The organism is Flavobacterium crassostreae (assembly GCF_001831475.1).
GTDB classification, from domain to species: Bacteria; Bacteroidota; Bacteroidia; order Flavobacteriales; family Flavobacteriaceae; genus Flavobacterium; species Flavobacterium crassostreae.
On sequence record NZ_CP017688.1, the window covers coordinates 2,559,541 to 2,579,870 of the forward strand.

A 20,330-nucleotide genomic window follows, 5' to 3' on the forward strand; every position below is an offset into this window, starting at 1 on the left:
TTATATTATTTTTGAACATTATATATATGTTATGGAAAAATTAGTCCTTTTTACACCCAATGATCTTGCAAAGATAACAAATCATAGAAGCGGAGAAATAAAATTTGGTGAGAAAATGCTTACGGTACAAAAAGGAATTGACCCTATTTCTTTTCTAACTAACTGTGCAGCACAATATGTTTTGTTCGGAATCCCAGAAGACATTGGGGTTCGGGCCAATTTTGGCAGACCCGGAACAGCATCTGCCTGGCAAAATGCCATAAAAAATATTGCCAACATACAACACAATCGTTTCAATAAAGGTAACGATATCTTAATATTGGGACATTTAGATGTTCTGGAACAAATGAAAGAAGTAGCCTCTCTTGATTTTAACGATATTGATGATCGATCTAAATTAAGTCAATTAGTACAACAAATAGATAAAGAGGTTGCGCATATTGTATTTCATATTGTCAAATCTGGCAAAACACCGATTATTATTGGTGGGGGGCACAATAATTCTTACGGAAATATTAAAGGGACTGCCTTAGCCAAAGGCAAACCAATTAATGCCATTAACTTTGATGCTCATTCGGATTTTAGAATTCTAGAAGGCCGCCACAGTGGCAATGGATTCTCTTATGCCTACGAAGAGGGGTTTTTAAACCACTATTTTATTTTTGGGCTACACGAAAACTACACCTCCAAGAGCGTTTTGGATCTTATCAAAAAAACCGAAAACCGAGTACGATACACCACCTATGACAGCATCAATGTAAGAAAAGAAAAAGCCTTTGTACCCGAGATGGAAAATGCTCTAGATTTTATACAAACTGCTTTTTTTGGCCTCGAAATTGACTTAGATGCAATACCAAATATTGCTAGTAGCGCCATGACTCCAAGCGGTTTTTCAGTAGAAGAACTTCGCCAATTTGTTTCTTTTTTTGGAAAAAATAAAAACGCCTCCTATTTGCATATCTGTGAAGGAGCCCCAGATTTAGGAGAAGAAAAAAACAACCATTTAATAGGCAAACTCATTGCATATTTGGTTACTGATTTTATAAAATCCAACCAATAAACACTCCTTAATGGAGCCAAAAATTAACAAATGGATAAATAACACTACCTTTGTATCCTATCCTTGTACTTATTACAGGATATTTAATTATTATAAATATGTTATTCGAAGATTTATCCCTTTCAAAAAGTATTCAAAAAGCCGTATACGAACTAGGCTATACTAACCCTACTCCTATTCAAGAACAAGCAATCCCTTTAGTATTGGCAGGAAAAGATGTAATAGGTTGTGCACAAACAGGTACCGGAAAAACAGCTGCATTTGCTATACCAATTTTACACCAATTACACCGAATTGTAGGCTCTTCAAAAAAAGCCAAACAAATCCGAGCGCTAGTAGTGACTCCAACTAGAGAGTTGGCAGTACAAATTGGCCAGAGTTTTGATACGTATGCAAAATATACCAACTTAACGCAACTAACCATTTTTGGTGGTGTATCCCAAAATCCACAAGTAGATACTCTAAAAAAAGGAGTCGATATTCTAATTGCTACCCCAGGAAGACTACTAGATTTACACAAACAAGGTTTTATTGATTTTGACCATTTGCATACCTTAGTATTGGATGAGGCAGACCAAATGCTGGATATGGGCTTTGTTAATGATGTCAAAAAAATTGTTAAACTTACGCCTCAGAATAGACAAACTTTATTCTTCTCTGCAACCATGCCTATAGCAATTAGAGAACTTGCAGAGATGTTTTTGACCAAGCCCGAAACAGTAACAGTTTCTCCAGTATCCTCTACGGCGGAGAATGTCGAACAACGGGTATATTTTGTAGAAAAAACCGAAAAAAGAAATCTGTTATATCATTTGATCCAAAATGACAATTTATCCAACGTGTTGATTTTTTCTAGAACCAAACACGGTGCAGATAATGTAGTAAAAGCGTTGCGCAAAAACAACATTGCTGCTGAGGCAATTCATGGAGACAAATCACAAAATGCCAGACAAAGAGTCTTAGAGGCTTTTAAAAATAAAGAAGTAGGAGTGCTTGTAGCAACAGATATAGCTGCACGAGGGATTGATATTGATCAACTACCGTTTGTTATTAATTTTGACTTACCAAATATTCCCGAAACGTATGTGCATCGGATTGGAAGAACTGGGCGGGCTGGTAACGGCGGTATTGCTATTTCCTTTTGCAGCAAAGACGAACATGGCTACTGGAAAGATATTCAAAAATTAATAAAAGTAGATGTAGATATTGTTAAAGAACATCCTTATCCTTGGCAATCCGGAAGTCCCGAAACTGCTCCTGGAACTGCTACAAAACCAAAGAACTCTAACCGAAGTGGTGCTGCGCATAAATCAAGAAAATCTACTACATCTAAACAAAACAAAAAAAGATGGTATTAAATTTTAGTAGGTTTTATTACAAAGAGCCTAGTGGGTTTTAACACCATTGCAAACATAAAAGCCTTAAACAAATATATTGTTTAAGGCTTTTTTTACATCTAATTTGTACTGTTTAGTCTTTAGAAAAATGTAATTTATCCACCGATTTCGCTACAATAGTTGCAATAGTAGCGTCACTGGTTACATTTACCACCGTTCTACACATATCCAAAGGCCTATCAATGGCAAAAATAAGCGCTAGTCCTGCCTCTGGAATTCCGGCTTGTCCTAAAACAATTACCAACATAACGATACCTGCACTAGGCACTGCAGCAGAACCTATAGAAGCCAAAGTTGCCGTAACTACAATCATTAATTGTGTATGAAAATCTAAAGGATACGGAAGCATTGCTTGAGCAATAAAGAGCGCTGCAACTGCTTGGTACAAACTGGTACCATCCATATTAACGGTAGCGCCTAAAGGCAACACAAAACTGGACACCTCATCATCCACACCTAAATCCGTAACACACTCCATAGTAACAGGCAGTGTAGCGGCACTAGAGCTAGTAGAAAAGGCTAGCAACTGTGCTGGAGCAATTGCTTTAAAAAATTTTAAAGGACTCACTCTTGCAAAAACCATCAATAATAGAGGGTAAAAAATAAAAGTCATAAACGCCAAGCCTAATAATACGGTTAATCCATAAATACCTAACGCACCCAAGGTACTAAAATCAGGAATTTCGACCATGAGAGCAGCCATGAGAGCAAATACGCCATACGGTGAAAAAAGCATGATGAGATCAATTATTTTCATAATAACCGCATTTAGTCCTTTAAAAAAATCAATCACTGGTTTTGCTTTTTCTTCTTCAATTAAAATAAGTCCTATTCCAATTAAAATAACAAACAAAATGACTTTAAGCATGCTTCCGTTATCTGATAATGCTGCAAAAAAATTATCCGGCACACTGTCTATTAAAGGTTGTAATGGCCCATTTGTTTTTGCAGAACTTGCCATGGCTATTTTTTGGTTTGCATCTGTAGAATAATGTGCCAACAAAGAAAGTCGGGACTCGTTATTAATATAGCTTCCGGGTTGAATACTATTTGCCAGCCCTAAACCTATTATTACCGCCACCATAGTAGAACACAAATAAAACAACACGGTTCTTCCTCCAAGCTTAGAAATTTTAGAAATATCTTTTAAATCAGACAACCCAACAATCAAAGAGACTACAATTAAAGGGACTGCGATCATTTTTAATAAGTTGATAAAAATAGTACCAAATGGCTTGATCCAATCTATAACAACCGCAGTAAGGCTTAGGTTTTTCATTAGTATTCCAAAGGCCAATCCTAAGGCCATGGCAATAAGGATCTTCCAGTGCAAAGCTATTTTTTTCATAGTAGTATTTTAATTAAATAATCCGTTATATTCAGACCTAAAAAACCCAAGGACAGAATATAACGGATTACAATCTAATAATAAAAAAAAAGAAACTATATACTAATGTGTTTTTTAACAGAAATAGGCACGGTATACTGCCTAAAATTCTTAAAAAAGGAGTTATTTTAAATGAAAAAATCCTCTATTTATCCCAAAATACTTTCTTCCTCATGCTTGCCTTCTTCCCATTTACCTACTACCGAAGTAGCTAAGGCATTTCCTAAAACATTGGTAGCACTTCTAAACATATCACAAAAATGATCAATAGGCAGTATCAAAGCAATCCCTTCTACCGGAATATCAAACATACCACATGTAGCAGCAACTACAACTAGACTGGCTCTAGGCACACCGGCAATTCCTTTGCTGGTTAGCATCAGTACCAAAAGCATGGTCATTTGAGTTCCTAAATCCAAGTCTATACCATAGGCTTGGGCAATAAAAATACTTGCAAAGGTCATGTACATCATGCTTCCATCAAGGTTAAAAGAGTACCCTAAAGGCAGCATAAAAGAGACAATTTTGTCTTTGATCCCAAAACGCTCTAACTCTTCGGTCAGTTTTGGAAAAACAGCTTCGCTGCTAGTGGTACCAAAAGCAATAATTAGAGGACTTACAATTCGTTTTAAAAGAATGGTCATCCTGCTTTTTAAAAACAAATATCCTACTGCTATTAATAAAACCCAAAGAGAAGATATCCCAATTAAAAAAGAGCCAAAAAATTTAAAATACGTAAGTGCCAGTTCTTGAAAATCTCGCACCGCAAAAACGCCTGCAATGGCACCAAAAACACCTATAGGGGCAAAGTTCATCACATAGTTAACCATCTTTAAGATGATGTGCGAAGTCTTGTCTAGTGCCGAAACTACTGGTTTTGCGTAATCTCCTATGGAAGCCGCTGCTAATCCAAAGAATATAGAAAACACCACAATTTGCAAAATTTCATTGGTTGCCATTGCTTCAAAAATACTTTTAGGAACAATGTGTTCTATAAAATTTTCAAAAGAAATACTCTTGGTTTTATCGGCAACCTCAGATGCAGTACTCAAGTCTATGTGAGCCAAGTGTAAACCGGTTCCGGGTTTCAAAATATTGACAAAAAACATTCCTAATAACAACGAAATAAACGAAGCGGTAAAAAACCATCCTAAGGCCTTACCTCCTATTCTACCTACAGCACTAACGTTTCCTAATTTTGCAATACCTACCACTAGTGTGGTAAATACTAAAGGTGAAATTATCATTTGTACCAATCGGATAAAAACAGTGGCTAGTATTTTTATTCGGTTGCTAAAAACTAGCGCGTCGGCATCCGAGATGGTATTGTGAATAATAATTCCTAAAACGCCTCCTAATAGCATTGCAATTAGAATTTGTGTTGTTAGGTTGGATAAAAAAGACGGCTTTTTGGGTGGTGTGTTATGCATTGGATGTTTAGAGTGTTGCTTATTTAGAAGTACACCCTGTTTTAGACTTTTATTTTAAGTAAATAAAAGTACAAAACAGGGTGTTGTTTTTTTTAAAGATTAGAAGTCGTGCTGTAGGTTTTATTTATTAGATAAAAATCTGCCAAAACAATGGCAGCCATAGCCTCTACTATTGGCACTGCACGAGGCACTACACATGGGTCATGACGGCCTTTTCCTGTCATGTCGGTAATAGTTCCTTTAGTATCTAATGATGCTTGTTTTTGCATAATGGTGGCTACAGGCTTAAAGGCAACTCTAAAATAGATATCCATACCGTTGCTAATACCGCCTTGAATACCACCAGAGAGATTGGTTTGCGTAGTACCATCAGTGTTGTATAAATCATTATGTTCGCTCCCTTTCATCTTAGCACCACAAAAACCGCTACCATACTCAAAGCCTTTTACCGCATTAATGGATAGCATTGCTTTGCCTAATTCTGCATGGAGTTTGTCAAAAACAGGCTCTCCAAGACCTATAGGCACGTTTTGAATTACACAAGTTACGGTTCCTCCTACGGTATCTCCTTGTTTTCTAATATCTCGTATATAGTCTTCCATAACTACTGCTGCCTCTTCGTCAGGACAACGCACGGGGTTGTTTTCGATTTTAGAAAAATCCAATTCTTGGTATGGTTTTTCTAAAAAAATAGGCCCTACAGAAGACACATAGGCATGAATTTTTATACCCGACAACATTTGTTTTGCAACTGCACCAGCTACCACTCTACTAGCGGTTTCGCGAGCAGAACTTCTACCGCCACCGCGATAATCTCTTACGCCATATTTTTTGTCATAGACATAATCGGCATGACTGGGTCTATAATTATCTTTTATGTGAGAATAATCATCCGATTTTTGATTGGTATTTGGTATAACAAAACCAATAGGTGTACCGGTTGTTTTGCCTTCAAAAATTCCGGATAAAAACTGCACGTCATCTGGCTCTTTGCGCTGTGTAACAATTGCAGATTGTCCGGGTTTTCTTCTAGACATATCTAACTGAATTGCCTGCAAGTCTAATGTAATTCCTGGTGGGCAACCATCTATAATTCCTCCTAGAGCCTCACCGTGTGATTCACCAAAAGTGGTGATTTTAAATAGTGTTCCGTAGCTATTTCCTGCCATTCTTTTTAGTTTTGAACAAATGTAATATTTTAGTTCAAAGTTAGAAAGCTTAAACTTTAAACTTTTTTGTTAAAAACGGTATTATTTAGCATTTTCTTAATATTAATAGCAAAACAATAACCTTAAGCTTAAGTTAATCTGTTTCAAATTGGATTAATTTGCTAAAATCAAATTAAAATCCATTGAAAAAAAGAAAAGTTGAATTGGTTGTAATTTCTGACTTACACTTAGGTACTTATGGTTGCCATGCATTAGAACTTAACAAATACCTATCCTCCATTAGACCTAAAACTTTAGTGCTAAATGGAGACATTATTGACATCTGGCAATTCAGAAAGTCTTATTTTCCAAAAACGCATTTAAAAGTTATTCAAAAAATAATAAGTTTTGCCTCCAAAGGGACCAAAGTATATTATATAACCGGAAACCACGATGAAATGCTCCGGAAGTTTAGTGATATGAATATGGGTAATATATCCTTAGTAGATAAATTAGTCCTAGAATTGGATGGAAAGAAAGCATGGATTTTTCATGGCGATATTTTTGATGCTTCTGTAAATCATGCCAAATGGATTGCCAAACTAGGCGGTATTGGATACGATTATCTTATTTTGTCCAACCGATTTATCAACTGGTGCTTACAAAAGATAGGAAAAGAACCCTACTCTTTTTCTAAAAAAATAAAAGCTAGCGTTAAGAAAGCAGTAAAGCATATTTCGGATTTTGAAGAAACAGCAACCGAATTAGCCATTGAGAATGCCTACGATTATGTTTTGTGTGGTCATATACACGAACCTAAAATTTTAAAGAAAGAAAATAAAAACGGCAGTACTTTGTACTTAAATTCTGGGGATTGGGTCGAAAACTTAACTGCTTTAGAATACAACAATAAACGCTGGAAAATGTACCGTTATGAAGCTTCTAATTTTACAGAGGAAGAAGACGAAGAAAATTTGCTAGAAATGGAAGATCTATTAAGTGGTCAGGCATTAAGTTCTTTTATTTTAGAAAACAAAAAAAAACATTTGCCCTTGCTATAAACTACGTGTGGTATAGTTACAAATTTTATAACTTTTTATAATTAAAACATAATCCTAAAGCACAACTTTATAGTACTTTTGGAAACAAACAAAAGTATATTATGAAAAAACGTATTATATCAGCATGTATGCTCGGATTTGCGGTATTCTCTGTTCAGGCGCAAGATATTTCTAAAAACGCATTAGGTCTTCGTTTAGGAAGTAATGACGGTTTTGGCGGTGAAGTTTCTTACCAAAGAGGCTTGTCTGGCAACAACAGATTAGAATTGGATTTGGGTTGGCGAAACAGCGAGCATACAGATGCCATAAAATTGGCCGGAATTTACCAATGGGTTTGGAATATTGATCAAGGCTTTAATTGGTATGCAGGTGTAGGAGGTGGATTAGCCAATGCTAGTAACCAATACAGATATAAAAACAAAGAAAATTTTGGCAAAACATACAAAGAGAGCTATACGTATTTATTTGCAGCGGGAGATATCGGGATTGAATACAACTTTGATATTCCGCTATTGCTTTCTTTAGATTTTAGACCCGAGATTTATTTTAATGACAAAGTGGCTAATAGTTTTGGTCCGGATATCGCTCTTGGTGTACGGTACCAATTTTAAAACTACTTTGTTATCTAACAAAATGTAGACTATAAATGCCTCAAATAGATGCGATCTATCTGAGGCATTTTTTATTTAATAATAATTTCTTTCTTTGAATTTATTTTCACCACACAAAAAGGATACACCCTGCTTTGCATAAGCTGTGCTGCCGATTCTGGTATGGTTTCTTTAACTGTTACAATAATATTTTTATCGGTTTGGGTTACATTTTCTACTCCAATTGCATATCCTGAGGTATTTTTTTCTCCCATATTTAGAATCAAAAAATTAGAAACAATAAGATCCGATGCTTTTATTTTGTTTTTTAAGAGAGGATCCTTTTGCAACATTTTAATTTCATTTGGTTCTGAAAGGATTTCATAAAACCGAATACTAGCGCCTCCATTTTCTTGTTGGGTCAAAACTTGGTACAAACCCAAAGAATGGTCTGTAGGTTTTGGAACTCCCGTACAAGAAAACTGTAGACAGAATAAAAAGAATAGTAGAAATTTTTTCATGGTTGTGTTTAAAAAATAATACCTCTTCCAAATTAATAGCACGTGCTGTGTGGTTATTTTAAGAGTGTTTTTTTATTGCTTTTTGGTATAAAGCGACATATAGAGGCAAAATGTTTTTAATATCAAATCTTTTGGCTACTTGGAGTGCATTTTTTTTAAATTCAGAAAGTATGGTTTCGTCTTTTAAAATTTTTATAGCATTTTGAGCCATTTCATCTACCGCTCCTACTGCGCTCAAATAGCCCGAAAGGCCTTCAAAATTAACTTCAGGCAAACCACCCGAATTGCTAGAAATAACCGGAACTCCCCAAGCCATTGCTTCTAAGGCTGCCAAACCAAAGCTCTCTGTTTCTGATGGCAATAAAAACAAATCGGTATAACTGAGTATTTTATCTATTTCGTTACTGTTTCCAAAAAAGATAACTTTGTCTTGAATACCAAGTTCTTGACATAAATTTTCGGCTTTCTCTTTCTCAGGACCATCGCCAACCATCATTAATTTAGAGGGTATTTCTTGCTGGATTTTATAAAAAATCCTGATAATATCCGGGATGCGCTTTACTTTTCTAAAATTACTAATATGCGTAATTATGCGCTCTTCGGACTTAGCCATTGCAGATCGGTGGCAGGGAATGTTGGGGTCGTTGGTGTTTTTGTCTAATTCTATAAAATTAGGAATAACATGGATTTCTTTTTTTATATTAAAAAGTTTGTAGGTATCGTCTTTCAAGCTTTGGGACACAGAGGTAACCACATCGGATTTATTGATACTAAAACTTACTGCAGGTTTGTAATGCGGATGGTTTCCTACTAGGGTTATATCGGTTCCGTGTAGTGTGGTCACCATTGGAATGCGTATGCCTTCACTTTTTAGCATTTGCTTGGCCATGTATCCTGCATAGGCATGCGGAATGGCATAATGCACATGCATGATTTCTATTTTGTGTAACTTAACCATATCTACTAGTTTACTCGAAAGAGCAAGTTCATAAGGCTGGTAATGAAACAACGGATATTCTGGCACATTTACCTCATGGTAGTGCACATTTGCATTTAATAAGGCTAAACGCACGGGTTGTCTATAGGTAATAAAATGAATTTCGTGCCCTTGGCGTGCTAATTCAAGCCCTAATTCTGTGGCAACTACGCCACTCCCACCAAAGGTTGGGTAACAAACTATTGCAATTTTCATGTATGTATTTTAGTAAAACGAAATTAAGAAAAACCAAGCGGTCTACCTCTTGTTTTTTATTATTTATATTTATAACTCCAAAATAACAAAGAGTCTAGCATCATGGCAATTAAATAAAAGGGTGTTAGTAGCCTACATTACACCCATAAAAACCAAAAAGAATGCTCCAAAAAAAAAAGACATCTAGAAATAACTCTCTAATGTCTTTTGGTATACAGGGATTGGATCTTCTAAAAAAAACGGCTATGCCAACTATCCATAGCTGGAACCTCCCATGATTCCTTAAATTCTTGTACGTTATTTATTAAATTATTAAAAACAATCGTATTTGCAGTCACGGCTTTGTCTTTGACCATTTTTTTAAAATCAATCAAGGTTTTGTGAGCAATGTGTTCTCCTAATTTAAATGTAACGTTCATTTTGTCTAACAGGTCCACATTATATTTCTTTTCGAGTGTCTGAATAAACTCTACAGAGGCATCTATAGAACAACCTGTTGCAGCTTGTACATCTTGATTAACGGCAATAATTAGAAACCGGTTGTATTTTAGCTGGAAAGAAGATTCTAAACTAGTACCATGGGCAGCCCATTGTTCTAAAAATGTTTTTAGATCTAGTTCTATTTCCGAAAATTCAGCATCCGAAAATTTTCTGTTGGATTGGTAGATCCAAATTCTGGACTCTTCTGGCAAATCTTCAAATGGTACGTACATAGTGTTTTATTTTATTTTGGTTTCCTGACTAGGAATTGCCTTTTTATTAGGACTATTTGTTATAAATCTTGTGCGTTTGCAATTAGTTCTGCAATATCCATTACTTTCACACTTGCTTCTTTTTCTTTATTTTTAACGCCATCTGTCATCATGGTATTGCAAAATGGACATCCGGCAGCAATGATATCGGGTTGTACTTCAAGAGCATCTTCTGTGCGCAACACATTGACTTCTTTATTACCAGGCTCTGCATCTTTAAACATTTGCGCTCCTCCAGCTCCACAACAAAGGCCATTGGCTTTAGAGCGTTTCATTTCTACCAATTCTACCTCTAACTTTTGAATTAAATCTCTTGGGGCTTCGTATATTTTGTTGGCCCGACCCAAATAGCAAGGATCATGAAACGTAATTCGTTTTCCCTTAAATTGTCCCCCTTCAATGGTTAATCTTCCGGCATCTAACAGCGATTTTAAAAAGGCTGTATGGTGGACTACTTCGTAGTGGCCTCCCAGTTCTGGGTATTCGTTTTTTAAGGTATTAAAACAATGAGGGCATGCGGTAACAATTTTTTTGGCCTCATAAGCATTCAGAACTTCAATGTTCATCATGGCTTGCATCTGAAATAAAAATTCATTTCCTGCTCTTTTGGCTGGATCTCCAGTACAACTTTCTTCGGTACCTAAAACCGCAAAAGAAACGTTTGCTCTGTTTAATATACGAACAAATGCTTTTGTAATTTTTTTGGCTCTATCGTCAAAACTTCCTGCACACCCAACCCAAAATAAAACCTCTGGTTGTTTTCCTTGGGCTAGCATTTCTGCCATTGTTGGTACTATTAAATTTTCTGACATTTGGTTGTTTTTTATTTGGTTGTTTTTCTAACCGTTATAATAAATAGTAAAGAAACGTGTTTTTGGAATTAGTTCTCGTTTTTCCAATTCAAACGATCTTGTTGGTTGTACTGCCATGGTGCACCGTTATTTTCAATATTGGTCATCATGGCGTTCAAAGGTTGTGGCGCAGCACTTTGCTCCATCACTAAGTAACGACGCATATCCATGATTATAGACAATGGACTAATATTCACTGGACACTCTTCTACACATGCATTGCAGGAGGTACAGGCCCACAATTCTTCTGCGGTAATATAATCATTCAACAATGTTTTGTTGTCTGGCACAAAAATCCCTTTATTGGCATCTATATTTTTACCCACTTCTTCTAATCGGTCACGGGTATCCATCATTATTTTGCGGGGAGATAATTTTTTTCCGGTTTGATTTGCCGGACACGAAGACGTGCAACGTCCGCATTCTGTACACGTATAGGCATTTAATAATTGTACCCAATTTAAATCCTGAACATCACTTGCTCCAAACTTACTTGGCACATCTGCCGGTGCTGGCGCTGCTGCAAAAGGATCTACGTTAGGATCCATCATCATTTTTACTTCTTTAGTCACTGCTTCGAGGTTATCCAATTGCCCCAAAGGATTTAAATCTGCAAAATAGGTATTCGGAAAAGCCAATAGTATGTGTAAGTGTTTTGAAAAATAAAGGTAATTCATAAATACCAGAATTCCTGTTATGTGCAGCCACCAGAATGTTTCGGTTAAAATAAGTACGGTTTGGTTAGGCATTCCGTTAAATAAGGGCTCTATAAACTGACTCACCGGAAACCAACCTGCTTTTATAAAATGAGAAAAGCCATTGGGTACATTTTGCAAATGCAAATCCGATGCGTTCATTAATAAAAACAAAGACATTAGTACCACTTCAAAATACAGAATGTAATTAGCATCCTTTTTGGGATATCCTTTCATTTCTGGGTTCCAGAATCTTTTAAGACGAATCCCATTTCTTCTAATCCAAAAAATAACCACTGCAAGTATTACTAGTACGGCTAAAATTTCAAAGGATGCAATCAATACGTTGTAGGTAGTGCCCAAAAATGCAAAAATCCTATGGGTGCCAAACAAACCATCAATTATGATTTCTAGCAATTCTATATTGATAATTACAAATCCTAAATACACTATAATATGTAGGATTCCGGCAACGGGTCTACGAACCATTTTAGACTGTCCTAGAGCAATTTTGGCCATGTTTTTCCAGCGGGCGCTGGGGTTATCTTTTCTGTCTACATCAATCCCCAGATGGATATTCCGATAGATTTTTTGGATGTTGTTAAAAAAATAACCAAAACCAATTACCAATAAAATAGCAAATAATATATTGTCTAAATAGCTCATAAATAGTGTTTTATTTAATTATATTGTCCGCTGGAACACCTTTGTAGGGTTTGTTCTTTTTTCCAAAAACAGAAACATTAATGTATCTTGTAGGGTGTAGTCTTACATCTTGTAGCAGCAGCTCTAACTCTTTTGTAGATTTAGATAAATTAGTATAAAGTGCCTCATCTTTTAGTAATTTGCCCATAGTGCCGTTACCAGATTCTAAGTTTTTCATTATTGCGTCTACTTTAACCAACGTTTGGTTTAAATTTTTGACGGTTTTGCCTAGATCTGCTTTATTTAAGGAGTCTGAAATACTTGCAAAATCCTGGCTTATTTTGCCAAAATTAGAAACAACATCTTTTACTTGGGTTTTGTTTTCGTCCAGAATACTGTTCATACTAAGGGTAGCCTTATGAAACTGCACCATGGTCAAACTTAATTCGGCTAGACTTTTTCTTAAATCTTCTTGTGCCTTTTGGTCTAAAACATTATTAACATTAGTGAACAATTGATCGGCATTGCGCATCAGTTTTTCTAATTTTTGCTGGATTGGCACCAACTTTTCGCCAACTAAATCGGTCACTCCTTTTTTTACTTCGCCAGATAAATAACTCCCATCCACAGCAATGGTCTTGTCTTTTAGGTTGGGGTTTATTGCTATTTGTTTGCCGCCTATAAAGCTTGGTTCATAAATAGTGGCTGTGCTCGAGGGCGAAATAGGAAAATCAGACTTAATTTGTAATTCTACTACTAATTTTCCGGTATTTTCGTTTATAGTAATTGCGTTTATTTTTCCAATTATCAAACCATTGATGGTAACCGGAGCTGAGCTCGTTAAGCCTTCTACAGAATCGTATTGTACGTATAGTTTTTTATAACTACTAAAAAGGTCCCGTCCTTTTAAAAAGCTATATCCCCAAATAAATAATACTATAGATGCAATTACTAATATTGCAGTCTTAATCTCTCTTGTTAGTTTCAAAATCTAAGTGTTTTTTCACAAATTTAATACAAAATATTGAACTTGCTAGTAATTAATTGCTTCTTGAATGCTGATTTTTTTGCCGTCTTTAAAGGCTATTAAAAAAGCCGATGTGTAGCCTTTGGTTTTGGCTTGTTCCAAAAGTGCTCTAGATTGGTTATAATCGGTAGTTTCGCCATACATATATTTATAGATCGTTCCGGATTTTTCCATTGTAATAGGGCTTAATCCTTTAAAATTTTTGGCCTCTAGAGCTACTTTTTTACCGGTTGCGGCTATTTGTATTTTAAATACAACAGCATTAGTGGTTGCTTCTGGGCTGGGTTTAGCAACTGTTGTTACTGGATTATTTTTAGTAATTACAGGTTCTACATTAGGTTTTTCTGGAGTTTGGACTCTTGTTCTTGTTTCGTAAGTCTCTATGGTGCCGTCTCCATAATATTCGTTTTTGTAACTGATTATAGCGGCATGTATAGCATTGGCAATTTCGTTTTGTCCTTCTTCTGTATCTAACAAATTACCTTCGGTGTAGTTGGATATAAATCCCATCTCGATCAACACACGTGGCATATAGGCTTTATGTAAAACCATAAATGGCGCTTGTTTTACGCCTCCACCGCGTATTTTTTTGCCTAATTTTTCAAATTCATTTTCTACTTTGCTTGCCAAAGAAATACTGTTTCCTAAGTATTCTTCTTGCATTAAAGTCATTCCGATCATGGTTTCTGGAGAGTCTGGATCAAATCCTTCGTATTTGCGTTTGTAATCTTTCTCTAGGGTAATAACGGAATTCTCTTTTTTGGCAGCTTCGAGATTGGAAGCAATTTTATTCATACCCATTACATAGGTTTCGGTCCCATACGCTGCAGTGTTTTTGCTAGCGTTACAATGTATAGAAACAAAAATATTGGCGTTGGCTTTGTTGGCAATATTGGCTCTTTCTACTAAATCAATAAAAACATCTGTTTTTCTGGTATAGGTGACATCTACTTTTGGGTTTTCCTCTAACATCTTGCCGACTTTTAAGACAACTGCTAAGGCAATGTTTTTTTCGACATGGCCATTATAAGTAGCTCCAAAATCATGAGCACCATGGCCTGCATCCAAAGTAACTTTGAAATTTTTAATTTGACTATGGGAGCAAAAAGACGTTATCATTAGCCCCAAAAAGAGTGCAATTTTTATTTTATGAAATACAGGCATAAATCTTATATTAATTTTATTGAAACAGTACGGGTTAATTTTTTTATTTGATTATTTTTGACAAAAAATAATCTGTAAGTTTGACACTTCAAAAAACAAGCCATAATTTTACAAAAATAGCATTTATACCTTTGCAGACAAACTTATTTAATATCGTTTTAATATCCTTTTTTCTGACTTTTGGATTTAGCAATCTATATGGTCAAGAAATTTTACAAAAAAGAACACCCTTAGCTGTTCTAAAACAAACAGATACCACTACCAAACCTCCAACAAGTAAAGCAAAACCATTAGTAGCTGCACCCTTACAGGATAGTGCAACAATTAAAGTTGATACCGTTGTATCTAAAAAAGCTTTTTTGGACGGCATTCTGAAATACAAAGCCAAGCAATATGCACGTATTGACCAAAAGAAAAAGCAAATTACGCTATACGATACTGCCGAGCTCTATTATCAAGATATTGAGCTAACATCAGGAATTATTATTTTGGATTACCAAAAAAACGAAGTCTATGCCGGACGCATCAAAGATTCTACCGGAAAGATGACTCAATATCCTAATTTTAAACAAGGCAGCAATGCGGTGCAACCAGACTCTATCCGTTTTAATTTTAAAACTAAAAAAGCACTCATCTGGAATTCTAGGTCGGATCAGGGTGAGTTTAGGATTAAAGCCGATGTAACTAAAAAAGAAAATGATTCGGTTTATTTTTTGAAAGGGGCACGTTTTACTACTTCTAAAAACATAGACCATCCAGAATATTATTTTAAAACCAATAAGGTTAAATTTGTACCCGGAAAAAAAGTAGTCACTGGCTTAACCAATATGGTAATTGCAGATGTACCGACCCCAATTGCACTTCCGTTTGCTTATTTTCCTATGAGTAAAGAAACAAGTATCTCTGGGGTGATTCTTCCTAGTTATAATGATTCTAATAGCCGGGGCTTTTCGTTACAAAACGGAGGCTATTATTTTGCGTTAAGCGATAACTACAACCTTACTGTTTTGGGAGATTATTATACCAATGGGAGTTATGGTTTGAGCATGGAGTCTTCGTATGCCAAAAGGTACCGATACAGAGGGAATGTAAATTTTAGGTACGAAAACTTAATCACTAGCGAGAGAGGGTATCCGGACTATTCTAAACAAAAAATCTATAATTTGCAATGGTCTCACTCCAGAGATGCTAAATCCAACCCCAACTCTAGCTTTACGGCTTCGGTAAATCTTGGAAGTAGTAAATATTTTCAGCAATCGATCAATCAGGCCAATGTTGGTTCTAATTTAAATAATACCTTAAATTCATCGGTTTCGTATTCTAAAACATTTAATTCAGTACCGCAAGTGCGACTGTCTGTATCTGCTACGCATGCCCAGAATACCCAAACGCAAATCATCAACATGACCTTGCCAACTTTGCAGTTGAGCGTAGATCGCATCTATCCATTTGTAGGCGAAAATGGTGTCAAAAAAGGTTTCTTAAAGAATATAAACCTACAATACAACCTCAGCGGTCGTAACAATATTGTGACTACGGACTCTTTGTTTTTTAAACCCCAAATGTTTAGAGACGCCAAAATAGGCATGCAACACAGCATCCCTTTAAGTACTAATTTTAAACTATTTAAATACTTTAGTGCCTCTACTAGTTTAAATTATGAAGAGGTTTGGTATGCCAAAACCATTAACAGGAGTTTTGACCCAAACCAAAGCGCCGTAGTAGATAAGGTAGTAAATGGTTTTGATGCCTTTAGAACTTACTCTTTTTCTTCTAGTTTAGGGACCACTATTTACGGAACTTTTAATTTCGGCCAAGACAAAAAAATACAATCCATTAGACATGTACTCCGTCCGGCTGTATCTTATGGATACACACCTAGTTTTGAAAAATATTATGACACCTATGCCACAGACGCTAGTGGCACCATGAACAAACAATATAGCCGTTTTGAAGGTGGTATTTTTGGTGCACCCGGATTAAATAACTCCAATATAATGAACTTTAATTTGAGTAATACCTTTGAGGCCAAAGTAACCGATAGAGATAGCACCAAAGTTGCCGCCAAAAAAATCATGCTCTTAAACAACTTTAACCTTTCTACCAGTTACAACCTAGATGCAAACGGAACCACAGCTCTAAAATGGTCTCCGGTGAGAGTCAGTGGAGGCACACAATTATTTAAAGATAAAATGAATGTGAATTTTGGAGCCACCTTAGATCCGTATGCATTAAATAATTCTGGACAAAGAATCAATACCTATAATGTAGACAATGGTGGTAGTCTTTTTAGAATGACAAGTGCCAACATGACCTTAAACTACTCCATTTCGAGCACTCAGAAAGACAACTCGAAAAAGAAAGACCAAGTAGAAAGAAATGGTGGCCGTGAAGACGATCTTTTTGGAAGAAACACCGTTCAAAATAACCGCAACATTAGTCAATTTGATACAGAAGATACCGAAAAAGAAGATAGCGTTTCTGATTTCTTTACTGCCAAGTTACCTTGGAACATGACTTTTGCCTATTCCTTAACATACAGCAACAACAACCGCGAAAAGAAAATTACCAGTAACTCCATTATGATATCTGCAAATACCGATTTAACGCCAAAATGGAAAGCAGGAATATCCACTGGTTATGATCTAGTTCAAAACGGAGTTACCTATACCCAGTTGCGTTTTGAGAGAGACTTACTGAGTTGGAGAATGGATTTTAACTGGATGCCCTTGGGAACTAATGCAAATTGGGGCTTTTTTATAGGAATAAAATCTGGTGTATTGAGCGATATAAAATGGGATAAAAGAAGCACTCCAAACCGCTAAATTATAGCAAACCTTATAACATAAATAAATATTTAATACGCCTAGATTATGAAAAAAATTATTTTTACAGACAAAGCACCTGCTCCAATAGGGCCGTATAGTCAAGCTGTTTTAAAAGGAAACACCCTATATACTTCGGGGCAAATAGCGCTAATTCCCGAAACAGGATTGTTAGAAACCAGCTCTATTGAAGCTGAGACAAAACAAGTGATGGAAAACATGAAGGCCGTTTTGGAAGCAGCCGGAATGACATTTGAAAATGTCGTAAAAACTACTATTTATATCATGGACATGAATGATTTTGCCAAAATAAACACAATTTACGGCGCTTATTTTGACGAAAAAACCGCTCCAGCTCGCGAAACAGTTCAAGTGGCTTGTTTGCCAAAAAATGTAAATGTTGAAATTTCAGTAATAGCTATATTGTAGTTGTAAAAACATCCTGAAAATTGCTTTGTTTATTAGTTGCTTTACTCCTTTGGGAGTTTAAAACCAATTAAAAAACAAAGCATTTTTTTATTCCATGGTAATGTGATAGGCTATTAAGCCGTCAATGGGTCTTCGTAGTACGTTGCCTAACTGCAATTGGTAGCTGTCAAAAATTTCTTGTAATTCTTCTTTTAAATAATAAGCAATAGAACCCACAAAGTGTATCGGAACTTCTTTATAATTCTCGTATTGTTGGATATAGTTATTTATAAAGGATTTCATTCCTTTTTGGATAATTTTTCTGCAAAACTCATGGTCTTTGTTCTGGATCAAAAATTTTGCAAAAGTGGCTAAATAAGCATTGGGATTGGCTTCTTTATACAACTTCGTTTTAATAAAATCGGGGTCTAAATTGTATTGTTTTTCAAAAATTAGAGCCAATTCTTTGGGCATTTTATTGAAGTAGTATTTCCGTATTAATTCTTTTCCAAAAACATTTCCACTTCCGTCATCCATTAGTATATATCCTAAAGATTGTACTTTTTGATGCAATTCTTTTCCGTCAAAATAAGAGCAATTAGAGCCGGTTCCCAAAATAGAAACAATGGCTTTTTGGGCTGGAGCAACTGTTGCATAAACTGCAGCATAAGTATCTTCTTTTACGGATATAATTGCTTTTGTAAAATATTCCTGAAAGGCTTCTGAAAGGGCTTCTTTCATCTTTGTGGTTCCACAACCGGCACCGTAAAAAAACAAATGGCTAACGTTGTCTTTGTTTTGTAAAATATCAAAACGGTCGTTTAGTCTGCCTATAATTTCGGTAGTTTCTAGAATCTCGGGATTTAAACCAAGAGTTTGGGTAGTAAAGAGTATTTTTCCGTGGTCATCTATTGCAATCCAATCTGCTTTTGTAGATCCGCTATCAACTATTAATTTCATTTGTATTGGTTTAAATTTGGGGTTGCTTCTTTGTTTTTTTTTATATAATAAAATTGCTTTTGGTGCTTTTAAAATAAATACAAAATCCCGTTAGTGGTTCTCTAACGAGATTATAAAATAGCAGGCTGCTATTGTAATTGCGATATATATAAGGCTAGATCAATGAGTTTGCTAGAATACCCATATTCATTATCATACCAAGATACTAATTTATAAAAAGTACTGTTTAAGCCCATTCCGGCATTGGCATCTACAATAGAAGTTCTTGGATCCGAAACAAAATCTTGGGATACGACTAAGTCTTCTGTATATCCCAAAATGCCTTTCATTGTAGTTTGGGATGCCGTTTTTAAAACAGCCATTATTTCTGCATAAGAGGTTTCTTTGGCTAATTTTACCGTCAAATCTACTACAGATACATCTACGGTAGGAACCCGGATAGCCATACCGGTGAGTTTTCCTTCTAACTCTGGGATTACTTTTCCTACTGCCTTGGCGGCACCAGTACTTGCCGGAATCATGTTGACTAATGCGGATCTACCAGCACGGAAATCTTTTTTAGAAGGGCCGTCATTAGTCATCTGGCTGGATGTAGTGGCGTGTATGGTGGTCATTAACCCTTCTACAATTCCAAAATTGTCTTGCAAAACTTTGGCCAAAGGAGCCAAACAATTTGTAGTGCAAGAGGCATTAGAAACAATGGTATCTGAGGCTAAGGCTTTTTCATGATTTACTCCCATTACAAACATAGGTACATCAGAGGACGGGGCAGAAATTACTACTTTTTTGGCTCCTGCCTTTAGGTGTTCTGCTGCTGTTGCGCGGGTTTTAAATAATCCGGTACATTCTGCCACTACATCTACCCCTAGCTCTCCCCACTTTAATTTTGCTGGCTCTCTCTCTGCAGTGGTAGGAATATACCTATCGTTTACAAAAAGTTTTCCGTCTTGAACCCTAACATCTGCTTTAATTTTTCCGTGAACGGAGTCGTATTGTAATAAATAGGCTAAATGATCTACATCCAACAAATCATTGATTGCAACTACCTCTACGTTATCTCTGTTTAAGGCTTCTCTAAATACAATTCTTCCTATTCTTCCAAAACCATTTATTCCTAATTTTACTTTTGACATTTGCTTTTGTTTTTATTTGTTTTAGTTCTTAATTAATTTTGGTAGCGCTGTTTTTTTTCTTGTATTTATAACAACTGCAACTAC

General features: G+C 35.8%; 18 protein-coding genes. 6 read left to right on the forward strand and 12 right to left on the reverse strand.

Going from position 1 to position 20,330, the window contains the following annotated elements; all coding sequences use genetic code 11:
• The first annotated feature begins 31 nt into the window (after positions 1–31).
• Positions 32–1,060, forward strand: coding sequence for a formimidoylglutamase (locus LB076_RS11395; protein ID WP_066335656.1), 1,029 nt, complete (start codon positions 32–34; stop codon positions 1,058–1,060).
• Between the two features lie 98 nt (positions 1,061–1,158).
• On the forward strand, positions 1,159–2,418 hold the full coding sequence (locus tag LB076_RS11400) for a DEAD/DEAH box helicase (RefSeq protein WP_066335657.1): 1,260 nt from the start codon (positions 1,159–1,161) through the stop codon (positions 2,416–2,418).
• A 112-nt stretch (positions 2,419–2,530) separates the two neighbouring features.
• Here the strand turns inward: LB076_RS11400 and LB076_RS11405 are convergent, their stop codons facing one another.
• From LB076_RS11405 to aroC, 3 genes are all read right to left on the reverse strand, one after another.
• Positions 2,531–3,805, reverse strand: coding sequence for a dicarboxylate/amino acid:cation symporter (locus LB076_RS11405; protein ID WP_066335659.1), 1,275 nt, complete (start codon positions 3,803–3,805; stop codon positions 2,531–2,533).
• A gap of 188 nt (positions 3,806–3,993) precedes the next feature.
• Positions 3,994–5,274: a dicarboxylate/amino acid:cation symporter gene (locus tag LB076_RS11410; RefSeq protein ID WP_066335662.1), complete on the reverse strand. Its 1,281-nt coding sequence runs from the start codon at positions 5,272–5,274 to the stop codon at positions 3,994–3,996.
• A gap of 92 nt (positions 5,275–5,366) precedes the next feature.
• Entirely contained in the window at positions 5,367–6,443 is a 1,077-nt protein-coding gene (aroC, locus tag LB076_RS11415) for a chorismate synthase (protein ID WP_066335663.1), read from the reverse strand.
• A gap of 182 nt (positions 6,444–6,625) precedes the next feature.
• Between aroC and LB076_RS11420 the strand changes: the two genes are divergently transcribed.
• Complete coding sequence (locus tag LB076_RS11420; RefSeq protein WP_066335666.1) at positions 6,626–7,483, forward strand: UDP-2,3-diacylglucosamine diphosphatase; 858 nt, start codon at positions 6,626–6,628, stop codon at positions 7,481–7,483.
• Between the two features lie 101 nt (positions 7,484–7,584).
• Positions 7,585–8,094, forward strand: coding sequence for a hypothetical protein (locus LB076_RS11425; protein ID WP_066335669.1), 510 nt, complete (start codon positions 7,585–7,587; stop codon positions 8,092–8,094).
• A 71-nt stretch (positions 8,095–8,165) separates the two neighbouring features.
• Here LB076_RS11425 and LB076_RS11430 read toward each other — a convergent pair whose 3' ends face one another.
• The 7 genes from LB076_RS11430 to LB076_RS11460 form a co-directional block, all read right to left on the reverse strand.
• Positions 8,166–8,594 (reverse strand): protease complex subunit PrcB family protein, encoded by a 429-nt coding sequence (locus LB076_RS11430; protein WP_066335671.1) that lies wholly within the window; start codon positions 8,592–8,594, stop codon positions 8,166–8,168.
• Positions 8,595–8,652: 58 nt separating this feature from the next.
• The gene (gene bshA, locus LB076_RS11435; protein WP_066335673.1) at positions 8,653–9,786 is read right to left on the reverse strand and encodes an N-acetyl-alpha-D-glucosaminyl L-malate synthase BshA; all 1,134 of its coding nucleotides are present in this window, start codon (positions 9,784–9,786) and stop codon (positions 8,653–8,655) included.
• 230 nt (positions 9,787–10,016) lie between these two features.
• The gene (locus LB076_RS11440; RefSeq protein ID WP_066335676.1) at positions 10,017–10,499 is read right to left on the reverse strand and encodes an ABC transporter ATPase; all 483 of its coding nucleotides are present in this window, start codon (positions 10,497–10,499) and stop codon (positions 10,017–10,019) included.
• 59 nt (positions 10,500–10,558) lie between these two features.
• Positions 10,559–11,350 (reverse strand): (Fe-S)-binding protein, encoded by a 792-nt coding sequence (locus LB076_RS11445; RefSeq protein WP_066335681.1) that lies wholly within the window; start codon positions 11,348–11,350, stop codon positions 10,559–10,561.
• 68 nt (positions 11,351–11,418) lie between these two features.
• Positions 11,419–12,750, reverse strand: coding sequence for a 4Fe-4S dicluster domain-containing protein (locus tag LB076_RS11450; protein WP_066335684.1), 1,332 nt, complete (start codon positions 12,748–12,750; stop codon positions 11,419–11,421).
• A gap of 10 nt (positions 12,751–12,760) precedes the next feature.
• Positions 12,761–13,717, reverse strand: coding sequence for an MlaD family protein (locus tag LB076_RS11455; protein ID WP_066335687.1), 957 nt, complete (start codon positions 13,715–13,717; stop codon positions 12,761–12,763).
• A 45-nt stretch (positions 13,718–13,762) separates the two neighbouring features.
• Positions 13,763–14,920, reverse strand: a complete 1,158-nt coding sequence (locus LB076_RS11460) for an N-acetylmuramoyl-L-alanine amidase family protein (protein WP_066335692.1) — start codon at positions 14,918–14,920, stop codon at positions 13,763–13,765.
• Between the two features lie 80 nt (positions 14,921–15,000).
• Between LB076_RS11460 and LB076_RS11465 the strand changes: the two genes are divergently transcribed.
• Both LB076_RS11465 and LB076_RS11470 read left to right on the forward strand, forming a co-directional pair.
• Positions 15,001–17,745 carry a putative LPS assembly protein LptD gene (locus tag LB076_RS11465; RefSeq protein WP_066335694.1) on the forward strand — a complete coding sequence of 915 codons (2,745 nt, stop codon included), beginning with the start codon at positions 15,001–15,003 and terminating at the stop codon, positions 17,743–17,745.
• Between the two features lie 48 nt (positions 17,746–17,793).
• Complete coding sequence (locus tag LB076_RS11470) at positions 17,794–18,174, forward strand: RidA family protein (protein WP_066335695.1); 381 nt, start codon at positions 17,794–17,796, stop codon at positions 18,172–18,174.
• An 87-nt stretch (positions 18,175–18,261) separates the two neighbouring features.
• Here LB076_RS11470 and LB076_RS11475 read toward each other — a convergent pair whose 3' ends face one another.
• Positions 18,262–19,113: an N-acetylglucosamine kinase gene (locus tag LB076_RS11475; RefSeq protein ID WP_066335700.1), complete on the reverse strand. Its 852-nt coding sequence runs from the start codon at positions 19,111–19,113 to the stop codon at positions 18,262–18,264.
• A 128-nt stretch (positions 19,114–19,241) separates the two neighbouring features.
• Entirely contained in the window at positions 19,242–20,246 is a 1,005-nt protein-coding gene (gap, locus tag LB076_RS11480; protein ID WP_066335703.1) for a type I glyceraldehyde-3-phosphate dehydrogenase, read from the reverse strand.
• Positions 20,247–20,330 lie beyond the last annotated feature (84 nt).

Bases quoted from the DNA above. Each gene is read 5' to 3' on its own strand.
- LB076_RS11395 (WP_066335656.1), top strand. From the start codon at position 32: ATGGAAAAATTAGTCCTTTTTACACCCAATGATCTTGCAAAGATAACA.
- LB076_RS11400 (WP_066335657.1), top strand. From the start codon at position 1,159: ATGTTATTCGAAGATTTATCCCTTTCAAAAAGTATTCAAAAAGCCGTA.
- LB076_RS11405 (WP_066335659.1), bottom strand. From the start codon at position 3,805: ATGAAAAAAATAGCTTTGCACTGGAAGATCCTTATTGCCATGGCCTTA.
- LB076_RS11410 (WP_066335662.1), bottom strand. From the start codon at position 5,274: ATGCATAACACACCACCCAAAAAGCCGTCTTTTTTATCCAACCTAACA.
- aroC (WP_066335663.1), bottom strand. From the start codon at position 6,443: ATGGCAGGAAATAGCTACGGAACACTATTTAAAATCACCACTTTTGGT.
- LB076_RS11425 (WP_066335669.1), top strand. From the start codon at position 7,585: ATGAAAAAACGTATTATATCAGCATGTATGCTCGGATTTGCGGTATTC.
- LB076_RS11430 (WP_066335671.1), bottom strand. From the start codon at position 8,594: ATGAAAAAATTTCTACTATTCTTTTTATTCTGTCTACAGTTTTCTTGT.
- bshA (WP_066335673.1), bottom strand. From the start codon at position 9,786: ATGAAAATTGCAATAGTTTGTTACCCAACCTTTGGTGGGAGTGGCGTA.
- LB076_RS11440 (WP_066335676.1), bottom strand. From the start codon at position 10,499: ATGTACGTACCATTTGAAGATTTGCCAGAAGAGTCCAGAATTTGGATC.
- LB076_RS11445 (WP_066335681.1), bottom strand. From the start codon at position 11,350: ATGTCAGAAAATTTAATAGTACCAACAATGGCAGAAATGCTAGCCCAA.
- LB076_RS11450 (WP_066335684.1), bottom strand. From the start codon at position 12,750: ATGAGCTATTTAGACAATATATTATTTGCTATTTTATTGGTAATTGGT.
- LB076_RS11460 (WP_066335692.1), bottom strand. From the start codon at position 14,920: ATGCCTGTATTTCATAAAATAAAAATTGCACTCTTTTTGGGGCTAATG.
- LB076_RS11470 (WP_066335695.1), top strand. From the start codon at position 17,794: ATGAAAAAAATTATTTTTACAGACAAAGCACCTGCTCCAATAGGGCCG.
- LB076_RS11475 (WP_066335700.1), bottom strand. From the start codon at position 19,113: ATGAAATTAATAGTTGATAGCGGATCTACAAAAGCAGATTGGATTGCA.
- gap (WP_066335703.1), bottom strand. From the start codon at position 20,246: ATGTCAAAAGTAAAATTAGGAATAAATGGTTTTGGAAGAATAGGAAGA.